Annotated in this window: 20 protein-coding genes; 2 read left to right on the forward strand and 18 right to left on the reverse strand. The window is 47.0% G+C overall.

Going from position 1 to position 22542, the window contains the following annotated elements; translation table 11 throughout:
• Positions 1-40 precede the first annotated feature (40 nt).
• A complete protein-coding gene (locus tag ACXX53_RS15480; protein WP_458569562.1) occupies positions 41-1780 on the reverse strand; it encodes an ABC-F family ATP-binding cassette domain-containing protein in 1740 nt (579 codons plus the stop codon).
• 415 nt (positions 1781-2195) lie between these two features.
• Between ACXX53_RS15480 and ACXX53_RS15485 the strand changes: the two genes are divergently transcribed.
• Positions 2196-3644, forward strand: coding sequence for a serine hydrolase domain-containing protein (locus ACXX53_RS15485; RefSeq protein ID WP_458569563.1), 1449 nt, complete (start codon positions 2196-2198; stop codon positions 3642-3644).
• A 102-nt stretch (positions 3645-3746) separates the two neighbouring features.
• Here the strand turns inward: ACXX53_RS15485 and rlmH are convergent, their stop codons facing one another.
• From rlmH to ACXX53_RS15505, 4 genes are all read right to left on the reverse strand, one after another.
• On the reverse strand, positions 3747-4226 hold the full coding sequence (gene rlmH, locus ACXX53_RS15490) for a 23S rRNA (pseudouridine(1915)-N(3))-methyltransferase RlmH (protein WP_458569564.1): 480 nt from the start codon (positions 4224-4226) through the stop codon (positions 3747-3749).
• A 351-nt stretch (positions 4227-4577) separates the two neighbouring features.
• The gene (locus ACXX53_RS15495; protein WP_458569565.1) at positions 4578-4955 is read right to left on the reverse strand and encodes a hypothetical protein; all 378 of its coding nucleotides are present in this window, start codon (positions 4953-4955) and stop codon (positions 4578-4580) included.
• A 496-nt stretch (positions 4956-5451) separates the two neighbouring features.
• A complete protein-coding gene (locus ACXX53_RS15500) occupies positions 5452-5622 on the reverse strand; it encodes a CxxH/CxxC protein (RefSeq protein WP_458569566.1) in 171 nt (56 codons plus the stop codon).
• A gap of 107 nt (positions 5623-5729) precedes the next feature.
• Positions 5730-6983: a S1C family serine protease gene (locus tag ACXX53_RS15505; protein ID WP_458569567.1), complete on the reverse strand. Its 1254-nt coding sequence runs from the start codon at positions 6981-6983 to the stop codon at positions 5730-5732.
• Between the two features lie 341 nt (positions 6984-7324).
• On the opposite strand from ACXX53_RS15505, the gene ACXX53_RS15510 reads away from it, so the two are divergent.
• Positions 7325-7519, forward strand: a complete 195-nt coding sequence (locus tag ACXX53_RS15510; protein WP_458569568.1) for a hypothetical protein — start codon at positions 7325-7327, stop codon at positions 7517-7519.
• Between the two features lie 28 nt (positions 7520-7547).
• Here ACXX53_RS15510 and ACXX53_RS15515 read toward each other — a convergent pair whose 3' ends face one another.
• The 13 genes from ACXX53_RS15515 to ACXX53_RS15575 form a co-directional block, all read right to left on the reverse strand.
• Entirely contained in the window at positions 7548-8369 is an 822-nt protein-coding gene (locus tag ACXX53_RS15515; protein ID WP_458569569.1) for an MBL fold metallo-hydrolase, read from the reverse strand.
• Entirely contained in the window at positions 8369-9112 is a 744-nt protein-coding gene (gene yycI, locus ACXX53_RS15520) for a two-component system regulatory protein YycI (RefSeq protein ID WP_458569570.1), read from the reverse strand. The genes ACXX53_RS15515 and yycI overlap by 1 nt, the downstream gene beginning before the upstream one ends.
• 25 nt (positions 9113-9137) lie before the next feature.
• Positions 9138-10454, reverse strand: coding sequence for a YycH family regulatory protein (locus ACXX53_RS15525; RefSeq protein ID WP_458569571.1), 1317 nt, complete (start codon positions 10452-10454; stop codon positions 9138-9140).
• Positions 10454-12325 (reverse strand): cell wall metabolism sensor histidine kinase WalK, encoded by a 1872-nt coding sequence (walK, locus tag ACXX53_RS15530; RefSeq protein WP_458569572.1) that lies wholly within the window; start codon positions 12323-12325, stop codon positions 10454-10456. Before walK ends, ACXX53_RS15525 begins: the two co-directional genes overlap by 1 nt.
• Positions 12325-13047: a response regulator YycF gene (gene yycF, locus ACXX53_RS15535; RefSeq protein ID WP_458569573.1), complete on the reverse strand. Its 723-nt coding sequence runs from the start codon at positions 13045-13047 to the stop codon at positions 12325-12327. The genes walK and yycF overlap by 1 nt, the downstream gene beginning before the upstream one ends.
• 239 nt (positions 13048-13286) lie before the next feature.
• A complete protein-coding gene (locus ACXX53_RS15540; protein ID WP_458569574.1) occupies positions 13287-14801 on the reverse strand; it encodes a peptidoglycan DD-metalloendopeptidase family protein in 1515 nt (504 codons plus the stop codon).
• A 171-nt stretch (positions 14802-14972) separates the two neighbouring features.
• On the reverse strand, positions 14973-15701 hold the full coding sequence (locus ACXX53_RS15545; RefSeq protein WP_458569575.1) for a spore coat protein: 729 nt from the start codon (positions 15699-15701) through the stop codon (positions 14973-14975).
• Between the two features lie 241 nt (positions 15702-15942).
• Positions 15943-17226, reverse strand: coding sequence for an adenylosuccinate synthase (locus ACXX53_RS15550; protein WP_458569576.1), 1284 nt, complete (start codon positions 17224-17226; stop codon positions 15943-15945).
• Positions 17227-17500: 274 nt separating this feature from the next.
• Complete coding sequence (gene dnaB, locus ACXX53_RS15555; protein WP_458569577.1) at positions 17501-18856, reverse strand: replicative DNA helicase; 1356 nt, start codon at positions 18854-18856, stop codon at positions 17501-17503.
• Position 18857: 1 nt separating this feature from the next.
• Entirely contained in the window at positions 18858-19301 is a 444-nt protein-coding gene (gene rplI, locus ACXX53_RS15560; RefSeq protein WP_458569578.1) for a 50S ribosomal protein L9, read from the reverse strand.
• On the reverse strand, positions 19298-21283 hold the full coding sequence (locus tag ACXX53_RS15565) for a DHH family phosphoesterase (protein ID WP_458569579.1): 1986 nt from the start codon (positions 21281-21283) through the stop codon (positions 19298-19300). The genes rplI and ACXX53_RS15565 overlap by 4 nt, the downstream gene beginning before the upstream one ends.
• An 11-nt stretch (positions 21284-21294) precedes the next feature.
• Positions 21295-22221, reverse strand: a complete 927-nt coding sequence (locus tag ACXX53_RS15570) for a DUF2232 domain-containing protein (protein ID WP_458569580.1) — start codon at positions 22219-22221, stop codon at positions 21295-21297.
• Between the two features lie 6 nt (positions 22222-22227).
• The gene (locus tag ACXX53_RS15575; protein ID WP_458569581.1) at positions 22228-22530 is read right to left on the reverse strand and encodes a MazG-like family protein; all 303 of its coding nucleotides are present in this window, start codon (positions 22528-22530) and stop codon (positions 22228-22230) included.
• Positions 22531-22542 lie beyond the last annotated feature (12 nt).

Raw genomic sequence — 22542 nt, forward strand, 5'->3', positions numbered from 1 at the left:
CGTTAAGAATGGAACTCATATGGTACCGCCCCGGTGTATTTTAAAGCAACTTAATCAGCTCTTCTAGCTCATCAACCAATACTTTTGCGGATTCAAAATCAGTATTTTTTAAAGCCAATTCTATTTTCATTTCAACTGCTTTTTTATTTTGTTCAGCTTCTAAATAGTCTTTATTAAAATGACTAGCATAAATCAGCTGTCTAAATTTACGCATACTCATTTTTCTTATCGTCTTATCGTCGATGATTAATACATAATCCATACCATTTACAACAGAATAGAAATCATGAGAAATCATGAGAATCGCACCTTTATAGTCTTCAATGGCTTTCTCCAATGCGATTTGTGAATAGGTGTCTAAATGGCTTGTCGGTTCATCTAGAAGCAATACGTTTGCTTTACTGGCGGCAACTTTGGCCAATTGAAGCGTATTTTTTTCCCCACCAGATAGAGATTCTATCTTCTGATTAACGATTTCTCCTTCAAACCCATAGCCAGAAATATACGATCTAATCTCATCATACGTTTTAAACCCAGCATCGATGAATTCTTCCAGTATTGAATTAGAATCCTTTAGCATTTCGCCTTGAATCTGAGATAAATAAGCCACTTTAACATCAGCATTTATTTCAATTGAATCCTGATTGTTTTTATAGATATCTCGGAGTAAAGTCGTTTTCCCGGTACCATTTGAACCAATAATGGCTACTTTATCTGTAGATCTTATCTCAAAGTTAACATGGTCTAGCAGCAGCTCATCAAAGGCAACACGATAATTATTAACATTTACAACAACGGTATCTTCCAGTTCATGATCTATATCAAAACGAATATTCGGTTGCTTCATATCAACAAATGGCGCTTTAATTCTACGTGCTTCCAATCTTTCTTGAAACTTAACTCTCGCTTTTAGTGCTCTCCCTCTAGATGCATCCGCATTAACAGTCGCGATAGCTCTAAGATTATCAATGATGTTATCGTATCTTTCAATTTCTTCTTGTTCAGCGACTGCAATTTCTTGCAACTCAATTTTTGTCTGAAGTAATGAGAAATTATACTCAATATATCGACCATCAAACTCTTGGATCTCCATGTTTTCAAGGTGAATAATTTTGTTGAAACAATGATTCAATAGATATCGGTTGTGCGTAACAACTAGCAGTATCCCTTTGTGAGCATTAATAAGTTTTTTAAGAGCATTTAGGTTTTCAAAATCTAAAAATACATCGGGCTCATCCATAATCATCAAGTCGGGACGATTAAGCATCTCCTTCATCACTTGAATAAGTTTGAATTCCCCACCACTCAGATCGGATACCCTAACATCTTTTAGCTTCATGAGGTTTGCTAGATTTAGTTTCTTATTAATGTTGCTTTCGAAATTATCACCGCCGATTGCATCATAAGCGTCTAAAGCTAATTGGTACTTTTCGAGTAACGGCTCAATATCCGATGATGTTTCCATTTCAGTACAAAGAGATTGTATTTCATTTTGTATTTTAATAAATTGGTCTCCTATATATTCAAAAACGGTTGTTTCTTTCGTTCTGTCTAGTTGGGAGAACTGACTTACATACCCAATTGTGCAGGTTGGATCTATCTCTAACTTGCCCTCGAACAAATATCTTTCTGGATCCATCAGTATATCGATCAATGTACTTTTACCACTGCCACTTGTTCCTATAAAAGCGCAATGCTGTGCTTCTTCTAACGTAAATGAAATGTTTTTATATAGTTCTTTTTGTGGAAATGAGAAGGATAAGTTTTCAACTTTTATCATAGTATTACCTTTCTTTATAACTAAATTTGTGATTATTATTGAAAGTATTGTAGAGCATAGAGTTTGAGTTTATCGTTGTTAGAGAGTAACACTGTTTACAACTAACTTCAAACCATTTCTATCCCCTCTGATTCCGGAATTACCCTGCGTTCCATACCTACCGGAATAGGTCCATCCTATTGCCCCTTCCGCTAATGAAGCAGAGGGGGCTTTTTGTGTTCCTTGCAAAATAGTTCGTAGTAAGTAGAAGATTATGATAGCAATCTAATTTTTTATATCGTATGATTCTTCACATACAATAAGATTTTGCAATAATAAGCTTCATAATATATACCTTATTACACTTTAGGGGAATAAGGCGTACTGCGGATTATTTATATTTTCCGTACGGGTGTTTTTTCGGAATGGAGAGACTATGAAAAAAATTATTGTCTTTATGATTGCATTACTTATACTGTTCACCGGATTCACAACACCAAGTTATGCATTATCAGATTCGCAATCTGATTCAATACAAACATTGTTGGATGATGCAAGCCGTATATCAGGTGTACCGGGAATGTCAATCTCAATACTTACGAACAATGAAGTGCTCTACTTTTCTTCCGGGTACGCAGATCGTGAAAAGGGACTGTCAGCAAGTGAAAATACTCTATATGAGCTGGCTTCGGTAAGTAAAGCTTTTACCGGCATGGGTATTCTGCTGATGGAAGAACAAGGACTGCTGTCAATGTCAGACCCTATCCAGAAATATTTGCCTTGGTTTACGTTAAAGTATCAGGGGAAACACGTTGATATGCAAAGTATTACACTCAATAACTTTTTACACCATACTAGCGGCTTAACAAATGGCAGTCACAGTCAAAACATTCCACAAGGCAATACGCCGGATATGTTGCAAAAAACCGTAGAAATGCTCGTAGATTCTGAATTGTCGTTCTATCCTGGTGAGCAGTATAATTACGGAACTGTTAATTATGACGTATTAGGTCTGGTTATTGAGATTGTGTCGGGACAAAGCTATGAAGACTTTATGAGGGAACAGGTATTTCAGCCGTTGGGTCTTCACCAGACGTATGTTTATAAAGAAGATGCTCAAGCCACCGGACAGTTGGCACAGGGCTACCGTTCTTCCTTTTTTATGACAACTCCATATAACGCACCGGATTTTTCCGGGAATAAACCCGCAGGCTACATCATTTCTTGTACAAAAGATATGGCGCGTTGGATGGGCATACAGATGGGTATTGTGCAGGACATACCCGAAATATTCCATACGGTTATCGAAAAATCACATCAGGGTGATATGTCTGTTCCGGCTGTCAATGAAATGTATTATGCGGCGGGCTGGTCGGTAAACGCCAACCAAACGATTATAGAGCACCCAGGGGGCAATCCCAATTTCGGAACCGAAGTAGCCATACTGCCAAATGAACGAACAGCCATCTGCTTGCTGACCAACGGCGCAAATATCAATAGAAGCATGGTACTAAAAGTTAAAGATATATTAGACGGCAATCTGACGCAGTCATATGGAATAAGCGGCACACAGCTTTTGGACATCATTCTGTCGTCTACCACAATTATTCTTTGCCTATTGGCTGTTCTGTTCTTTCTCTTAGGATTACGCAGAAGGAAAACGAATGAGCGGCAGCCAATGACAAAAAAGCGAATAATCGTAACAGCTATTTTGCTGATTGCTACGATTGTCCAGTGTATAATGTGCTGTGCATTAGATTGGTCAACGATACTTATTTGGCAAACATATAGTGTTCTTACAGCTTTGATTTCGTCGGCATTATTAACAGCAAGCATTACATGGTTTGTATACACTCACCGATATAATGCCTCGCTCCGAAAATAAGCATTTCATTCGTTTGCCTTATTGAAAAAACGCGAACATTTCTTTTTTATGAGAGAACAATATCAGCAAAAAGGAAGTGCCAGGCACCCCCTATTTTTCGCCCTACTTATGGTACGGTTCACCGCGGTTAATCTTCACCGCACGATAGATCTGCTCCACCAGCACCAGGCGCATCAACTGGTGCGGCAGCGTCATGCGGCCGAAGGAGAGCTTCGACTGCGCGCGGCGCATCACGGCTGGCGAGAGGCCTACCGAGCCGCCGATGATAAATACCACGTGGCTCGTCCCATAGGTAGCGAGCTTGTCGATGTGCGCCGCGAGGTCTTCACTCGACCACAGCTGGCCGTCGATCGCCAGCGCCACCACATGTGCATCCGGCTTCACATGCGCCAGGATGCGCTCGCCTTCACGCTCCTGCACCTGCAGCAGCTCCGCGTCGCTCATATTCTCCGGTGCCTTCTCATCCGGCACCTCCGTCACTTGGAACTTCACATACGGTGCAAGCCGCTTGCTGTATTCCGCGATCCCCTGCACCAAGTATTTCTCCTTCAACTTACCCACGCCAATTAACTGAATAAACATCTATGTATAACCCGCCTTTTCCTTATAATATGGGAACTATCACTGTCCCTAACCTACTGCCCGCATATGATAAGCATACAAAGAGGAGAGCCCGCGCTCTCCCCCATCTCTGCTCCCATCATGCTTCCTTCGTATAGTGTAACCGACAAGAACCGTCTTAGTCCATGCGAACCCACACTATATCAATCCATTACAAGCATTATAGTAGTTCTATCCCACACCACCATTCGACACGATCCCCTGTAAAAAGAGGGAGAAGAACCCCGAAAAACAACTAAAAAGAGCAAGCCATGAGACAGCCTGCCCTCGAATTCTCGCTATAAGAATAATAAGTCGATAATTGCCTACCCATCAACCACCAAACAACCGTTTAAACCAGTTCAACACATCGCCCGTCAGCGGAATTAAGCCGAAGCCATGCTTCCCGATCACTACCACACCGTACACCCACTCGCCTAGAGCAACAGCACCAAAGGCATACTTACCCACAGCAACCGCGCCTAACGCCCACTCTGCAATGGCCACCGCTCCAAGTGCAATCTCACTCGCTATGGCAACAGCACCTGCGGACAAGCCCCAACTGAGCGCCACCGCACCTAATGCCAGCCACAAGCCTAACGCGATCGCACCTATAGATAGCAATCCTACGCTGATCGCTCCGACTGAGATTAGCCCAACTGCGATATCGCCGATTGCGATCAATCCAACCGCGACCTTAGGCTTTCTCATTCCGCCTCTCCAAGAAGATCCATCCCCATATCCTGATAGATTACTTCGAATACTAATCACCGGAAATGAGGAAGAAGGCCATTGATAATCTATTTCTCGCCTACCCCCATTTTGATCAACCATGTAACGTGTAAAGTGCTGATGCCACTTCATCTTCATCCCGTCCTCTACATTAAGCTACTACCAATTATAGCTTGTATCCCTCTATTTGGAATCCAACTCTGACCTGACCTTTACTCGGTCTCTAGACCGACTTTCTCTCAGCTTATTTCAACACTCAACCGTTATCCACATGTGTATAACCATTTACAACAGCGCTATCCCCCGTGTTATCCCCACAATACCCAGCCTATACACAAAAAAACAAGGGCACGGACACTCATCCACAACCCTTGCTCTCATCTTTCTATAATCGTAACTACCTGTCTGCACTGGCCCAAGGACACTAAAGCCCAAACTCTAACCCAAACTTTAGCTTCATCCCGCTCCCTCTCATCTACACAACGAGGAATTGAGCCTCTTGTTCACAGTCCATGCAGCACTTAATCGGGCGTTCCCAGTCACTAAACTCATTTTCATCCAGATTGACTACATCCGGAGCATCCTCATACTCATCTACAAATTTCTCAATTGCCAACTCGATATGCTCTTTGCAAACTACGTACATGACGAACCCTCTTTCTTGCCTTCTAGCTGTCTATATAGCAGCGACTTCGCATTACTTCTTCACTCTACCGCATTTGGTACAGATGATCAAGCATGTTCAATGCTTCTTTATGCTTCCGGCTTCTCATCCAGCTTCACCTGTGTCGTCATCAGCTTCCCATCTCGGTAGAAAGATACCTTCATCTCTTCACCGATCTTCTTCTCTTCATACAGATACTTACGCATATCCAGCGTCGAGCTGATATCCGTATTATCGAACTTTACCATCACATCGTTCAGCTTCAGGCCGCTTGCCTTCGCTGGACCCGATGCTTCCAATACGATAACGCCTTCCTTCTGCGTATCTGGAAGCTGCAGCTCCTCACGCTGTTCATCTGTGATTGGTGCATATGGATTGTTCAGATCCACCGTATAGACACCCAGGTAAGGACGCGCAACCTTCCCCTTAGTCTCCAATTCATCCACTACAGGCTTCGCAACATGCGACGGGATCGCGAATCCGATACCTTCTACTCCCGTCATCTTTATCTTCATCGTATTGATTCCGATGACTTCACCGTTAAGATTCACCAAGGCGCCGCCGCTGTTGCCTTCATTAATAGCGGCATCCGTCTGAATGACGCTCTGTTCCCAATCGTACACACCGTCTTGATTCAGGGAAACAGGAATCATTCGATTCGTATATCCAACGATACCGGCGGTCAACGAATCCCCAAGTCCAAGCGGATTACCGATCGCGATGACCGTTTCTCCTCGCCGCAATTTATTAGAATCACCGAACTTGGCAACTTCCGTGACACCGGCGCCGTCCATTTTCAATACTGCAAGATCCGTGATCTTATCTTTGCCTACAAGCTCGGCATTCTTACGTTGTCCATTAGGCAGCACCACTTCTAGAAGATCGGCGCCATCCACCACATGCTCATTCGTCAACACGTAGGCTTTGTCATTCTCCAGCTTATAGATCACACCAGACCCCAAGCTTGCATCTGCAAGCTTGCTGTCCTCTTCCAAGAGGTTCTTCTGCTTATTCACAATGCTGACAACCGTAGGACTTACCTCATCCGCGGCCTGGACGATTCGTTCATAAGGATCATTCATGACCGCTTCATTAACTGCAACAACTGTTCGTACAGCACCAGGAGCCACAAGCCATCCATATATCGTAATTGTCAATATTGACGTAACTACAGAACTAATAACTGCAACTTGTAACGTTGACAGCCCTTTGCGCTTGCGATCGGGACGTGGTCCACGCCATCTGCGAATACGCAAACGAGGCAGACGCTTGCTTGATAACCAGGAACGGCTACTGTCTCTGCGAATCTTCGGCGAATAGAAATCATCATCAAACAAACCCATCCGCACCATCACTCCCTCTTACGGCGGCATTCATGCCTCTCCGGTTGCTCCAATACCCTCATATGAATGTCTTCTATCCTTCTTGGAACAGGAATGGGAACCATTCAAACGGTCAACACTAATGAACAGCGCATATGACGAGTCTATGAACCAATCTATTGAAATATACCATGGACAACAGGCCGGATAACTAACCATAACTGAATATAGCAGATAGCCTCTATCTTGAAGTAAATTCTATTAATGTGTCATAGACTATATGAACTGTACATATTCTATCATAAGTAAACTATGAACCGCGAACAATATGAAAATAAACCTAATAGAAGGAGCGATCAACTATGACTTCCAACTCATCCAACTGGGCTGAGATCGATCTGATCGGCAAGCTGGCCGATCTGAAGCATGATCACTACCGTTTGACCTTAGCTGTTTCTACACTAATGGAACTGCTAGTGGAAAAAGGAATACTAGAGCAAGAGGATATATCGCGGAAAGCAGCGGAGCTTGATTCCTATATCGCTTGCGCCGAGTAGGGCGGCAGTACAGAGCCGCCTTCGGATATTAACGCCGCACGGGAGTCTTCGCGTTCACCGTATCCCATGCGGTAGGCTTATCAAAATACGTATCATACAGCTGGAATTCCGATTCCTTGAAGAAATGACCGCGGTCCTCCATCACATTTTGCACCGTCATACGAGCCAAGTCCTGATGATTATGCTCTCGACTTAGATGCGCCAGATACACTCGACGAGTATTGCCCGTCATCACATCACACAATGCTTCACCTGCGGCTTCGTTTGACAAGTGACCTTCATCACCGAGAATACGACGCTTAATATTCCAAGGGTATCGACCCATACGCAGCATCTCAATGTCATGGTTGGATTCCAGTACGAGTACGTCCGAATCCGTAATCGCATCGCGCACCTTGTCACTCATATATCCGAGGTCGGTTGCTACACTCAGCTTCGTTTCACCTTCAGTGAAGGTGTATGCAACCGGCTCTGCGGCATCATGCGAGATGCCGACAGACTCAACGCGCAGATCCCCGAAGTCACGAGCCTCTCCTGTCTGCATCACGATCCGATTCTCTTCCGCAATCTCACCTATATGCTTGTCGAGAGCTTCCCATGTCTTCTCATTCGCATAGATCGGCACCTTATGCTTGCGCGCGAACGCGCCCATCCCTTTGATATGATCGGAATGCTCATGCGTTACGAGGATGCCGTCAATATCAGCGCCGGACAACCCTTGCTCCTGCAGCAGCTGTTCTGTTCGCTTGCCGCTCAACCCTACATCTATCATCAACGTTGTATCATCATTTTTCACAACCGTCGCATTGCCAGTAGAACCGCTCGATAATACCGTAAAGCGTAGACTCATTACTTCTCCTTCTTCCCTGCTGGCACGTGCTCAACCGCGCCGTTTATTGCATTCATATAATAGACATCTCCATTTTCCAACAGCAGCCGCCAAGAAGGCGCAGCCACCTGCGTATCCGTGTCAAATACTTGACCGTGATAACCCAGCTTCACATCAGTCACAACGGAGTTAGGCGCTAGATGCTTCTCGATGACCGTATCCAGGGCTTTGGAAGCAGGCAGTATCTTCTGATCCTCTGAAGTCTTCGAATTCTCGATCTCGGCATACTGTTGACGGAATGCCTTAATCATCTGGTTCTCATAATACAGCTCCAGATTCACTTCAAATAACGGCAAGCCATTCACCATCTGCTGATGCATGATGAATACCCCGTCTCCACTAAGGGCCTGATCATGCTGATACATCTCGATATGCGGTATCTCGTCTTCCATCTCTTGAATCGTATCCCGCTTCGTCATAAACAGCACTTTGCTCTCCACCGGCTCCTTCATCGGAGTGGGATCGACATCTTTATTGATCATGCGATACGTAATCTCACGCAGTGAAGGAGTCTCCGACGGAATACTGGCGGTAACGCTAATCTGCTTTACATCCATAATCTTGCGCGTCTCCTCCGAGAGCGACGTCCAATCCAGCTCCTTATTCATCTGAGCACTTATATCCTGCCACAGCTGATAGCCCAACACGATATTCAGGAGCAGAAAGGCGTATATTAAGATGCTCTTCGCACGACTCCAGTCCATGAAACTCCTCCTCTCCGCTTCAACATTACAATCTCAACAACTGAGTTGATCCATCGTAAAATGTAATCTGCCACACCGGTCGCAAATGAATCTGCTTCTCCATCAGAATCGGTTCATATACCGGCTCTACCGCCATAATCGAGTTCATCCGGTTCGTAGCTCGCAGGGCTTCGATTAACACCTCTCCACCTGGAAGCTTGTGAATCTCTTTTTCCTCTGCACGGGTACCCAGCTGCAGCAGCGAACGCTCATAGTTCATAACCATTCCTTGCTGAAGCTTCACCTGTAAATATCCAAACTTGAAGTCCTTCGTGGATATGATCGGATAGGAACCCCAGTATAGCTGGAACTTCAAGGTCCTCTCAGTATCACTAAAAGTCTTAAAGCCGCTTGCAGATACAGTGTCCTTATCGATTGGTATTTCGGCTAATCGGTAGCGACCGTTCCATCCGCCATGCTTATTGACAAAGTTAACGGCTTCCCACACATCAGCTGACAAGTCGTTAGGACCGTCTGTAGGAGCAGTTGCATCCGTATATGTCATCCAGTACTGTTTACTCTGCAGCTGCAAGCCGCGCTTGCCATCCGTATAGATGGTTGATCCGTCCGATTCACGGATAATTTTCGTCAAGGCAGGGTCAAAGAACAGGCTCTTCACCATCTGCTCTGGAGCATAGCTTGTGTATGGAAGCTTAACCTCCACCATCTCAAGCGGCTCCTTCGGGATATAGAATGCTCCGTTGACAAGCTGATAAGGCGTCAATTCGCGCCCGAATTCTACCTGCTGCTTGATGTCCTGTACCGTCAGGTCTGCGCGAGTTGACTCATACACCCGCTCCCCATCAGCGGTCAGGAACAAGACGATCACATCATTGTCCTCTTCCGAGGTATAGATCATCATCTTGCTCACACTTTCCTGTTGAAAGGCGGGATCATCTGCGATCGGCATCGCCTTCTGCAGCAGCTTTACCGGGATGGCTGAATTGTACTTCAGCTCGATGCCTTCAGAATTCGCCTGTATAGACGACCAATCGATCGATGTCGACGGCTTCATCTGAAAGCCATCATAAGATCGCCCCTGCAGTTTGTCCAAGATAATGTTATAGAAGGTCGTTCCTGGAGGCAGCAACGTATGCTCGTTATTGCCCATATGAAGAATGATCTTCTCTGGGTATATTAAGTTCTCGATCTTCTCTTCCGGTCCCATCGGTTCGGTGACGACATAATCCCCGGCAGCTCGCTTCTCTCCATCAAAGTTCGGCATGCTGTAAGTCAGGAAGAAGCTCTGTACAAGACTGAGTACGACAAGGAAGGTAAGTGCAATTGACTTAAATCGTTCCATTATACGCCCCCCTCACTCTTGTCATCCGCATTTGCCCGAACGGGTGATTGATCTATTGGAAGCGTAAAGGTAACGCAAGTTCCTTCGTTCCATTCCGACTCTATATGAATTGAACCACCGTGGACGTTTACCATTTCCCGGGCAATCGATAGTCCAAGCCCAGTGCCGCCCATACTGCGCGAGCGTGCTTTATCCACACGATAGAAGCGTTCAAATATCCGTTCCAGATCCTGCTTCGGAATTCCCATCCCGTTATCCTGTACCGTTATAGCGACGTGCTTCCTATCCTCCGTCAACACAGCGCTAAGCTCAATGACGCCCTGTTCAGGCGTGTATTTGACCGCATTCGACACCAGATTATCCAATACCTGATCAATCTGGTCACGATCCATCACCACCATCGGAAGCTGCGGGTCTACTGTCACATCGGCATAGATCTGCTTGCTGCGGAATTGGAAGGAGAAGCGGTCCTTTACTTCTTCCAGGAGCTCTACGACATCTATTGGCTGCATACGAAGCTTAGCTTGCTTCGAATCAAGACGTGACAGCTGCAGCAAATCTGTTACTAGTCGGATCATGCGCTCGGTTTCATTCTGTATAACACCGACAAATCGACTAGCCAGTTGAGGCTCCTCCAGCGCACCGTCATCCAAGGCTTCCACATAGCTCTTAATCGTCGTGAGCGGCGTTCGCAGCTCATGGGATACGTTCGCTACGAATTCGCGGCGCGATTGATCCAGCTTCTCCTGCTCAGTTACGTCCTGCAGCACGACGATTGTCCCTGTAATGCCCTCTCCACGGCGATGAATTGGCGTGAAGGTAACACGCAGAATCGTGTCATGCCCTTCCTCACCGTCCACTCTCGAACTGAGCGGCAGTAGCATTCCATTGATCTTGTCCTGCATGCGCTCCTTCAGCTCTTCTGCAGTGATATTCAGCAGGGCGGTCATGTCTCGACCTTCCCAGTCTTGTCCTTTTACGCCGAGCATCAGCCCCGCTCGTCGATTCATGACGATAATGTGTCCTTGATCATCAGAAGCGATCACGCCGTCGCTCATGTTCGTCAGAATCGAAGTCAGCTTCTCCTTCTCTTCCTCGTTCATACTGAGCGCTTCCTGCAGCCGCTTCGTCATATTATTGAACGCTTCGCTTAATTGTCCGATCTCATCGTTGCCATGCACCGTAACCTGACCGTCATAATGCCCTTCCGCAACCTTAGTGGCCTGCTTCGTAATCTCCTTGATCGGATGTGTGATCGTATGAGCCAGTATGATGCCAAGTACAGCTGTTAATCCAAGTGCGATAGCCATACCCGATAAGAAGATGCGGTTGATATCATTGATCGTCGCATATAGTTCATTCATGGAGCCGACGGCATATACCGCGCCGATCGTCTTGTTTTCGACCGTGATCGGCAGCGCGAGCACTTGCTTGCGATCATTATTTTCATCGATAATGACCTCTTCGTTCTCGCGAATCCCCTGCAGGGCGCGGCTAACCACCGTTTCAGTATTCTTCTTGCCTATGATATTCGCATTGGATTGCACGGAAGTGGCCAGTATCTTGCCGGTTGCATCAAGCACTTGTATCTCGACCCCGTTCATCTTGAACAGGTTCTGAAGTGAAGTATTCAAGTCCTCGATCACATCTTCATCCTCAGTGCCGACTTCCCCTTTAAGCTTCTGAACGGCCATTAGCAGCACGTAGTTAGCGGTAGTCTCCAGATCTTCTGTAAAATTGTTGGTTAAGGTGTTCTTCATCGTACTGACGAAGTAAACCCCAATAAGCTGCATTGCGATTAAGATCAGCAATACATAGATAATGATCAGTTTGGCCTGAATCGTACGAAAGAAACGGCTAATCCAAGCCATCACATTCCTCCGTTACGCGGATTGCGCATCATATAGCCAAGGCCTCTGCGGGTGATAATATACTCTGGCTTGCTTGGGTCATCTTCAATCTTCTCGCGCAGACGGCGAATGGTTACATCCACTGTCCGCACATCGCCAAAATACTCATAGCCCCATACCGCCTGCAGCAGGTGCTCACGCGTCATGACCTTGCCGCTGCTCTTCACCAGATAATGCAGCAGCTCAAATTCACGGTGTGTCAAATCTAACGGCTCACCATTCTTATAAACGATATACATATCCGTATCAATCAAGAGCTCATGAAGACGAACCCCTTGCTTCTCTTCTTCAGCTGAGGCTGACTCGCTAGAAGTCACTTTCGCCAGACGACGCAGATGGGCCTTAACCCGCGCTAACAGCTCGCGCGTACTGAATGGCTTCGTGACGTAATCGTCAGCGCCCATTTCAAGACCTAGTACCTTGTCCAACTCCGTGTCCTTGGCTGTCAGCATAATGATCGGCATTTGCAGGTGCTGACGCACCTCACGGCATACATCCATGCCATCCTTGACCGGAAGCATGAGATCCAGCAGGATCAAGTCAGGCTTCTCCTTCAACGCCAGCTCAACCGCTGCCCCTCCATCAAATGCACAAACGACTTCATAGCCTTCTTTCTCCAAGTTGAATTTCAGTATATCTGCAATCGGCTGTTCATCGTCAACGACCAGTATTTTGCCGTACATGAACTCCACCTCTTTCATCTCTTCTTGACCACTATTTGACCACTATATTGTATCATACTTGCCCCAATAGTCAGAAGCAAACCGCTATCGTCACCATCGTTATTATGAAGTTTCCTCTAAGGTTCAGCATGATTCGTATCGGGAGCACGGACCCGCATAATAAAAGCGAATAACCCGAAGGCTATCCGCTTTTCGTCGTATCGATATAGATTAAATGATTGCAATAGAGAATGACAAGCTTATAAATATTTGCTAGGATTGACGACTTCACCATTCTTATGGATCTCAAAATGAAGATGCGTTCCCGTAGAGTTGCCGGTGCTGCCCATAATGCCAATCTGTTCACCCTGCTCTACGATTTGGCCCTCTTCCACCGTAATCTTGCTAAGATGGCCGTAAAGCGTCTTGTAGCCATTGTTATGATCAATGATGATGCAGTTGCCATAGCCATTCTTCCAGCCGGCATACTCGATAACACCTTCATCTGCTGCTGAGATCGTCTTATCCGAAGAAGTCATATCAAGTCCCTTGTGAGTTGTGCCCCAACGGGATCCGTATCCGCTTGACAGACTTGCATTATTTACTGGGTATATAAATGAACCTGAGCCCTCACCGTTTACAACCTTCGTGCCCTTCATGACGATCTTGGATACGGGTGCATCAATCACTTCTTGCTCGATCCATTCCTCTTTCGTCAGCAAGCCGTTGTCCTTAATCAAACGGTAGGTCATTCGTTTCATCCCTTGCTTGCCTTCTCGAACTACTTTGCTCTCACCTGCAGGCATGTCGGGATTCTCGCGAATCTCAACCTGAGGCTCTGTAACTACATATTCGGTATAGCGCTCAACCGTCTTCACGGTTACCAATGGATCAGGTTCTGTAATATCAAGAACTTGCCCCACTTGCAGATACTCTTCACCTACACCAGGATTGTTGCGATAGATCGTTTCACGCGAAACATGCATTTTCTCGACAATAGAGCTGACCGTGTCACCTTTCTGAACGGTATATTTTTCTTTCTCCGTATGTCCTGATGTCAGCAACATTACGGCCTCTTCCGGCGTCAATACTTTGTCAGGGGTAGTCTCTGTCTCTACTGTGGCTACACGTTCGCGCAGCGATACGGATTCAACATGAGATACTGCCTTCGTCGTTTGGGCTGACTTCGTAGCGGACAATGTCTTAACTGCTGGTTTCTCATTCAGATCCGGATTATACTGATTCTTAATCTGTGCGATTACCTTATCGGCTGTAGCCTGATCCTTAACGATACCTACTGTCTTGCCCTCAACTTTCAGTTCTACGCCTTCGGCATAGCTAGGGATAACCTCAGCTACCTTCTTCAACGTTTCTACTGTTGCGGGCTCTGCTTTAAACGCTTGTTCTTCTACTGTATGTATCGCAGATGTATCTATCTTCATGATGGCATTCGGATTATCTGCCTGAATTTCCTTCAACTTCGCATCGTAGAGCGCGTCTAATTGATCTGCGCTGGCGATCTCGCCAATAAATTGTTCACCGTTATATACTTGCAAGTATGGAATTGTATTGGCCTTAACATATGCAGTTCCGCCCCAGATCGCAGCTGTTAATACGGCTGCGCCTCCAACTGACAGGAGCAGCTGTTTGCGAGATTCATATACCCAGCGCTTCATAGCAGCCGGCTTATCTTCTGAGCGCCATGCCGCAGTGAGCTTCTGCCACATTGATGATGCTTCGCTCTCGTTCCGTTCCTCGTTTAGATTCTGATCCATGATAATCTCCTTATCTTTATATAAACTGATAAAGATTAATATTTTGTTACCTTTTATAATGTATCATACTAAAACTAACGGTTGCAACTACCAGACGTGGAAACGCTTCATAAATAGACAAAATAATAGACTGCCTATTGGCAGCCTATCGCAATTCATATGATCTTAAGATTAAGAGGCTGGAATTGTCGAATCCTTCCCTGCTTTGGAACCAGCTAACATATCACGCATCTTCTTATACTCTTCATCATTGAGGTGCTTTGCTAGAATCTGTTCCACTTCCGATATCTCTGAGGACGTCAAGCCGCCTTCCATCAACGTCGATATTCGCTGCCAATCCTCCTGTGGGAGCTTCTGTAGCAGCGTTCGGAATATCTCATCCTTCGCATTGGCAGGCAACTGCTCCTTGCTGTCCTTTAGAGCTTCTGGGGTCACGATGACCTCTTCCTGCTGATCGAGTCCGTTAGCTTCTTCCGATACAGATCCCCATACAGGAAGAGCATCATCTCCTGTAGGCTTAGACTCTGTACCTTGCTCCGAACCTTGAGAAGCACCTTGAGTTTCCGTCGAACCTGCTGAACCCGATGATTCAGATCCATTCCGTGATCCACCCGATCCTTCCTCTCCCGTTCCTGGTTTCACGGCTTTACCAATGCCAGACGGGTTCAGTTGGGTTCTATTCCCTTGTTCCGGCTTCGGTGCAGTACCTTTCCACAATGAACTCCATAACGTGACTGCCGTCATCGGTTCCCGCTTGATCGGAACATTGAACTGCTGCAAGGCTGTCTGGATATACCCATCTACCACAAGAGCCGTCGTCCCAATCGTCAACAGGCTCGAAATGATGCTGACTGCCGCTATTACGACAACCATCTTAACCATCCTTATGTACCAACGCATATGTCACGCCTCCTTCTTGCCGCACTTGCACTCGTTGTGTCAGACGCTTCCCCTGCTGCTGACCTTACGTGCGTACGTAAATCACTTCTTAGTATGCCCGCATCAGCTTCATTCCATGCATAACTGCATGTGGTTCCAAACACCGTGCGACGGATCACGTTATCATTCAAAGCAAAAAAGCCCTTCTCGAAACATCCGCATATGCATATGCGTGCTTCAAGAAGGGCTTTCCTATTCTAAATTAACGATAAATCGAGCGAACTTGGTTCGTTTGCTCACGATTGCGGCCAACAGAGAAGATCGAGATCGGAATACCTGTTAGCTCCGATACGCGCTTTACGTAGTTGCGAGTTGTTTCAGGAAGATCCTCCAGCGTCTTGCACTTCGAGATATCTTCCGACCAGCCTGGCATTTCTTCGTAAATCGCTTCGCATTCAGCCAGCATCTTCAGGTTCGCTGGGTAATGCTCGATGACTTCGTCACGATACTTGTAAGAGGTACAGATCTTGACGGTCTCAAGACCGGTCAGTACGTCCAGTGAGTTCAAGGACAAGCCCGTGATTCCGCTGACACGACGTGCATGGCGTACCACGACACTGTCGAACCAGCCTACACGACGTGCGCGTCCTGTTGTCGTGCCGTATTCATGCCCTGCTTCACGAATGAAGTGTCCAACCTCGTTATCAAGCTCAGTCGGGAATGGACCATCGCCAACACGAGTTGTGTACGATTTCGCTACACCAATAACTTCTTCAATCTTAGAAGGACCAACGCCGGAGCCGATGCAGACGCCGCCTGCAGTTGGGTTCGATGATGTAACGTACGGATACGTACCTTGGTCGATATCGAGCATAACGCCTTGAGCGCCTTCGAACAGCACTTTCTCATTGTTGTCGATCGCATCGTTCAACACGACAGATGTATCTGCTACATACGGACGGATGAATTCAGCATACTCCAAGTACTGCTGCAGCATTTCCTCTATATCCAGCGGCTCGCCGTTATACATCTGAATTAGTTCATTCTTCTGTTCACCGAGGTGACGAAGCTTCTTCGTGAATTCTTCAGCATCCATCAGATCCGCGATACGGATACCGATGCGCGCTGCTTTGTCCATATAAGCAGGGCCGATCCCTTTGCGGGTCGTACCGATCTTATTCGGACCTTTGCGCTCTTCTTCCAGCTCATCCAACACCATATGGTATGGCAAGATGATATGAGCTCGGTCGCTGATACGCAAATTATCCGTCTTGAAGCCGTTCTCGTGAATATATTCAATCTCTTCAATAAGCGCCTTCGGATTGATTACCATGCCGTTTCCGATGACGCACAGCTTGTTCTCATAGAAGATACCGGACGGTATCAGATGAAGCTTATACTTCTTATCGTCGATTAATATTGTGTGGCCCGCATTGTTACCACCTTGGTAACGAGCTACGACGTCCGCGCTCTCAGCGAGAAAGTCGGTAATTTTGCCTTTTCCTTCGTCGCCCCATTGGGTTCCTACAACTACTACTGTAGACATAATCTCTACCCCCATCGGGTGTTCACACACCAAATTTGACTGCCTTTGGGTAAAAAGCAGCTATCACAGTGTATCAGCCTTAATGAGCAAAGTCAATCAAAAAACGAACATTAATTAATTCCCAATCCTTAACGTTCGGAAACTTATATGAAATTGGTTTGAGGACTGATAACAATCCATGAATCTATTATGAAATGGTACATTAAGTAAAACAGACCGGTTTCATACACCATCCGTTACGGGACATATGATGCGGCTTGAAGCCCTATCATCATTATCCCGCATGCGGATCGCCATGATTCCGGTCGTAGCTAACAAATTTATTGAAATTTTTGAGGAACACCAGTTCAACTGTACCTACGGGACCATTACGCTGTTTTGCAATAATGATCTCAATGATGTTCTTCTTCTCTGTGTCTTGGTTGTAGTAATCATCGCGGTACAAGAAGGCGACGATATCGGCATCCTGCTCAATCGAACCGGATTCCCGCAAGTCGGACATCATTGGGCGCTTATCCTGACGCTGCTCAACACCCCGGCTTAACTGGGACAGTGCAATAACAGGAACCTCAAGCTCACGCGCGATCATCTTCAATGTACGCGAGATCTCCGATACTTCCTGCTGTCTGTTCTCCCCTGCCTTGCCGCGGCCATGAATCAACTGCAGGTAGTCGATCAGAATCATACCCAAACCGTGCTCTTTCTTCAAACGTCTGCACTTCGCACGAATATCCGCAACGGTAACACCTGGGGTGTCATCGATGAAGATCTGGGCTTCCGACAGCGAGGCGATCGACATCGTCAGCTTCTCCCAGTCATCGTCCTCCAGCGCCCCAGTACGCAGCCTTGTCGCATCTACGTTGGATTCCGCACAGATCATACGTTGTACGAGCTGGGCGGCGGACATCTCGAGACTGAAGATCGCGACGGTTTCCTTGGCACGTACGCCTACGTTCTGCGCGATATTCAGCGCGAAGGCTGTCTTACCAACGGAAGGACGAGCCGCAACGATAATTAAGTCGTTTCGCTGGAAACCAGCTGTCATCTTATCCAGATCGATGAACCCTGACGGAATCCCGGTTGTCGTCCCTTGATTCTCGTTCAAGGTCTCGATCTTGTCGAATACCTCCATCAGGACATCCTTGATCGCGATGAACCCGCTCGATGAGCGGCGATTGGAGATCTCCAATATGCGGCGTTCCGCATCGCTTAGCAGCGCGCCGATATCATCCTCAGCGGTATATCCTTCACTGACGATCTCTGTAGCCGTGCGAATAAGACGCCGCATCATCGACTTCTCTTCAATGATCTGAGCGTAGTAGTCCGCATTGGCCGCCGTTGGTACAGCGTTGGCAAGCTTCATCAGATAAGAGACGCTGCCTACTTCATCCAACTGCTGCTTCGCCTGCAGCTTAGCCGCCAACGTTACCAAGTCAATCGGCTGGCCTTCTTCTGCCAGATCGATCATCGCTTCAAATATAAACTGATGAGCAGGATTATAGAAATCCTCAGGTTGGACCCGCTCCATCGCGGTAATCAGCGCTTCCGCATGAATCAGGATCGCCCCGAGAACCGCCTGCTCTGCCTCCAGATTCTGCGGCGGCACACGATCGACAAACATGTCGCTCATCTTATTCCTCCGTTACATGTACCTTTACGGTCGCACGCACTTCAGGATGGAGCTTGATTGTAACATTCGTATATCCAAGCGTACGGATCGGCTCCGACAGCTCAATCTTGCGTTTATCAATCTTGAGGTTCAGATGTATCAATGCCTCAGCGATCTGCTTTGTCGTGATAGCACCGAATAAACGACCGTTCTCACCGGCCTTCGTCTTCACTTCCACCGTCGTCTCAGCAAGCTTAGCCGCCAGCGCTTCCGCATCAAGCTTCTCCTGCTCTTTGCGCTTCGCTTCGGACTTATGCTGCTGTTCGAGTGTCTTCACGTTGCCTTCGGTCGCAGGACGACCTAGGCCGCGCGGGATAAGGAAGTTAGTAGCGTACCCTTCGGATACTTCCTTAATCTGTCCTTTTTTACCTTGACCTTTGATATCTTGCAATAGGATGACTTTCATTCGAACAACCCCTCTTCTGCATCAATTTCGGCTAGCACTTGCTTCAGTTGCGTCTCTGCTTCCTCTAGGGAGCATGTCAGCTGTACTGCGGCGTTCGTCAGATGACCGCCGCCGCCAAGACGCTCCATGATGATCTGCACATTCATCTGCCCAAGTGAACGGGCACTAATGCCGATATATCCGTCTGAACGTTCGCTGATGACGAACGAAGCTAGTACTCCTGTCATATTTAATAGCGTATCAGCTACCTGAGCAATGAGCAACTGAGAATATTTTCGCCCAGGCTCGGTAACCGCTATGGCAACATGATCATATATCATTTGTGTATGGCGGATCACTTCCGCCTTCTGAATATATTCCTCGAAGTCTTCTTTCAACAGCTTCTGTACAAGAGCAGGATCGGCGCCATGACGGCGCAGGAAGCTCGCTGCATCGAAGGTCCTTGAGCCTGTTCGGAGCGAGAAATGCTTCGTATCTACCGTCATTCCTGCCAGCATGACAGTAGCCTCCAGCACGCTGAGATGCTGGCGGTTATGAATATACTGCAGCAGCTCGGTCACTAGCTCACATGTTGATGATGCATATGGCTCTAGATAGATAAGCACCGCATTCGAGATGAATTCCTCGCCTCTTCGATGGTGGTCAATGAGTACAATGCGGCTGGTCGTCTGCAGAAGCCGGGGCTCCTCAACCATCGAGGCCTTATGCGTGTCAACAACGACAACGAGGCTGTCCTCGCCTGCCATCTCGATCGCTTCGTGGCGTGTTATGAATCGTGACCATAAGAGCTCATCCTTGCTAATCATCGCCACCAGGCGATCGATGGATGGATTGCTCTCCTCAAGCACGATATAGGCATCCACCTCTAACATGCGGCATGCATTCAACACGCCGATCGCTGCGCCGATCGAATCCGTATCCGGATTCCGATGGCCCATAATAAGCACGCGATCGCTCTGGCGAATGAAATCCCGCAGCGCGTGCGCAATCACGCGCGCGCGCACTCTTGTGCGCTTCTCTACGGCATTCGTCTTGCCGCCGTAGAAGGACAGGCGCTGGCCTACGCGCACAGCGACCTGATCGCCGCCTCGACCAAGCGCGATGTCCAAGCTGGACTGTGCCATCTGTCCAAGCTCAACGATGGACTCCACATCCGCTGCGAACCCCATGCTTAAGGTTACCGGCAGCTTGTTGTCCATCGTCATCTCGCGCACTTCGTCGAGAATGACGAATCGGGTCTGCTCCAGCGCTTGAAGCGTCTGTACGTCCATCACCATGAACTGTCGTTCGGAGGATAGACGCTTCATCAGAATGCCATTGCCCGCTGCCCATTCCGTCAGATGGCTGGTCACACGAGCGAGCAGCGCTGCCCGCTGCTGATCATCCAGCCCCTGCGTCGACTCATCCAGATTATCCAGCACAACGATACCCACGGCCATCCGTTCCTGCTCGTATCGAGTACGCAGCGCTGTCATCTCTGATATATCTGTAAAATAAATTAATCGTTCCTCGGAAACAACCTGTACTCTGATCATGCGCTCGCCTATTTCAAGCTCATGAACGTTATGATTGTCTTTAACTGAACCAGTCGGTGCATGCAACTGCAAATCCAGCTTAGGAAACAGTTCTCCCAGCTTACTCCCTGCAACACTGTCTTGTTCCAGCATGTCTGATACATAGCGGTTGTGCCATTCTACAACCTGTTGATCGCTGTAGAGCAATATACCGTACGGTAGTTCTACAACTGCTTCATCACCCGCGAGCTTGACGCGATGCCCCAGCGTATTCAGATACTTCTCCAGTTCAAGTTGAAAATTGCGCTCTGCCATAAATGTAATGACAAGCAGCACTGACAAGCAGAGAACACCTAAGATTGCGATCATCCAGTTGTAAAGAGCTAATACAACCGTCAGTCCCAAGACAAATATAAGTGCCCAGATGGTATGTTTAGCGTACCATCGTTGGAACCACAATTTTGGCATATCCTCTCACCCTATTGTTTTGGTCTTGATACCATCTGCCGCAATGGAAATGCCATATCGATGATGCCGACTATTCGCAGCAGTATATAAGCAAACGGAATAATCAGTGATGTAATAAGGATTGCCACTGGTATGATCTTCGGCCAACGTTTAAAGTCAGCGAAGTAGAACAAGAACGATATTCCCTGTATTATGAAGCCCAAATGCAGGAGGGGCATTAGGTTAAGCAAGATTACAAGCAAGAAACTGTCTGGTGAGTCCCCTACAAATATCTGCATTATGATCGTAATCAGGTAATACCAGATAAACGATTTCGGAAGCATCCAGTGCTTGATTGGCTTCATCTTATTAACATGCACACCCTGTGCCGTTAATAAGCGGTTGCTAATGGCATACGTAATAGCTCCCATATAGATCGAGCTCATGATCAGCATCACTGGGATCATCTTATTGAGCATAATCACAAGCGCATCTACCATTTTCCCTGCTTTATCAGGTGTTATGCCCCCTGCTTGCTGCAGAATATCCATGCTCAATTGAACCTGACTTCTGATAAACTCAACAATATCCAAATCAAAGACAAATGTTCCAATCGCCAACAGAACCAGTGATTCTGCTAAAAATGTAATGGTCCCCGCAGTGAATGCGTTCCATCCAGAACGATTGCGTTTAAACATATAGCCCATAACGATACCTGGAATTATAAAATATATCGAAGCCAGCACAACCACAGAACCAAATGTCCCGGCTAAGAAAAAGACGACGATCAACAGCGCCACGACGTGAATCACGAACGACCTGATCGACTGCGTCGTAAATAGCATGACGAACGGAATCGCCATAAAGCTCATCGTAATGAGCTGAATAGGATTGCCAATCGATAACAACAGCACCACAGCTGCTATTGCCCATGCAATCGATAACCAGCGTTTATTCAAACTATTTCACCTCTTGCGTAAATGTTCATCCAACTTTGATATGTCTTGATACCATTCTTCAAGCTGATGTCCTTCCTGTATAGAACGCTGTAATTTATCTAGGATGCTGTCGTCTAATTCCCGATAGGAGATGCCTACGCGTCGGCCTAATATATAACTGCTTACAATTAGGCTTGCTAAGCTGTCAACGACTTTCGTGGTGCTGCCTTCCCACAGAGACCTGAAGAGGCGCGCTACATAGTCTATCACTTCGGTCTTCAACCATTCGATGACTTTGGCACGCTTCGCTAAATCCATCTCCTTGTGCATCCTCGATTGTCA

This window comes from Paenibacillus marinisediminis, assembly GCF_054343325.1.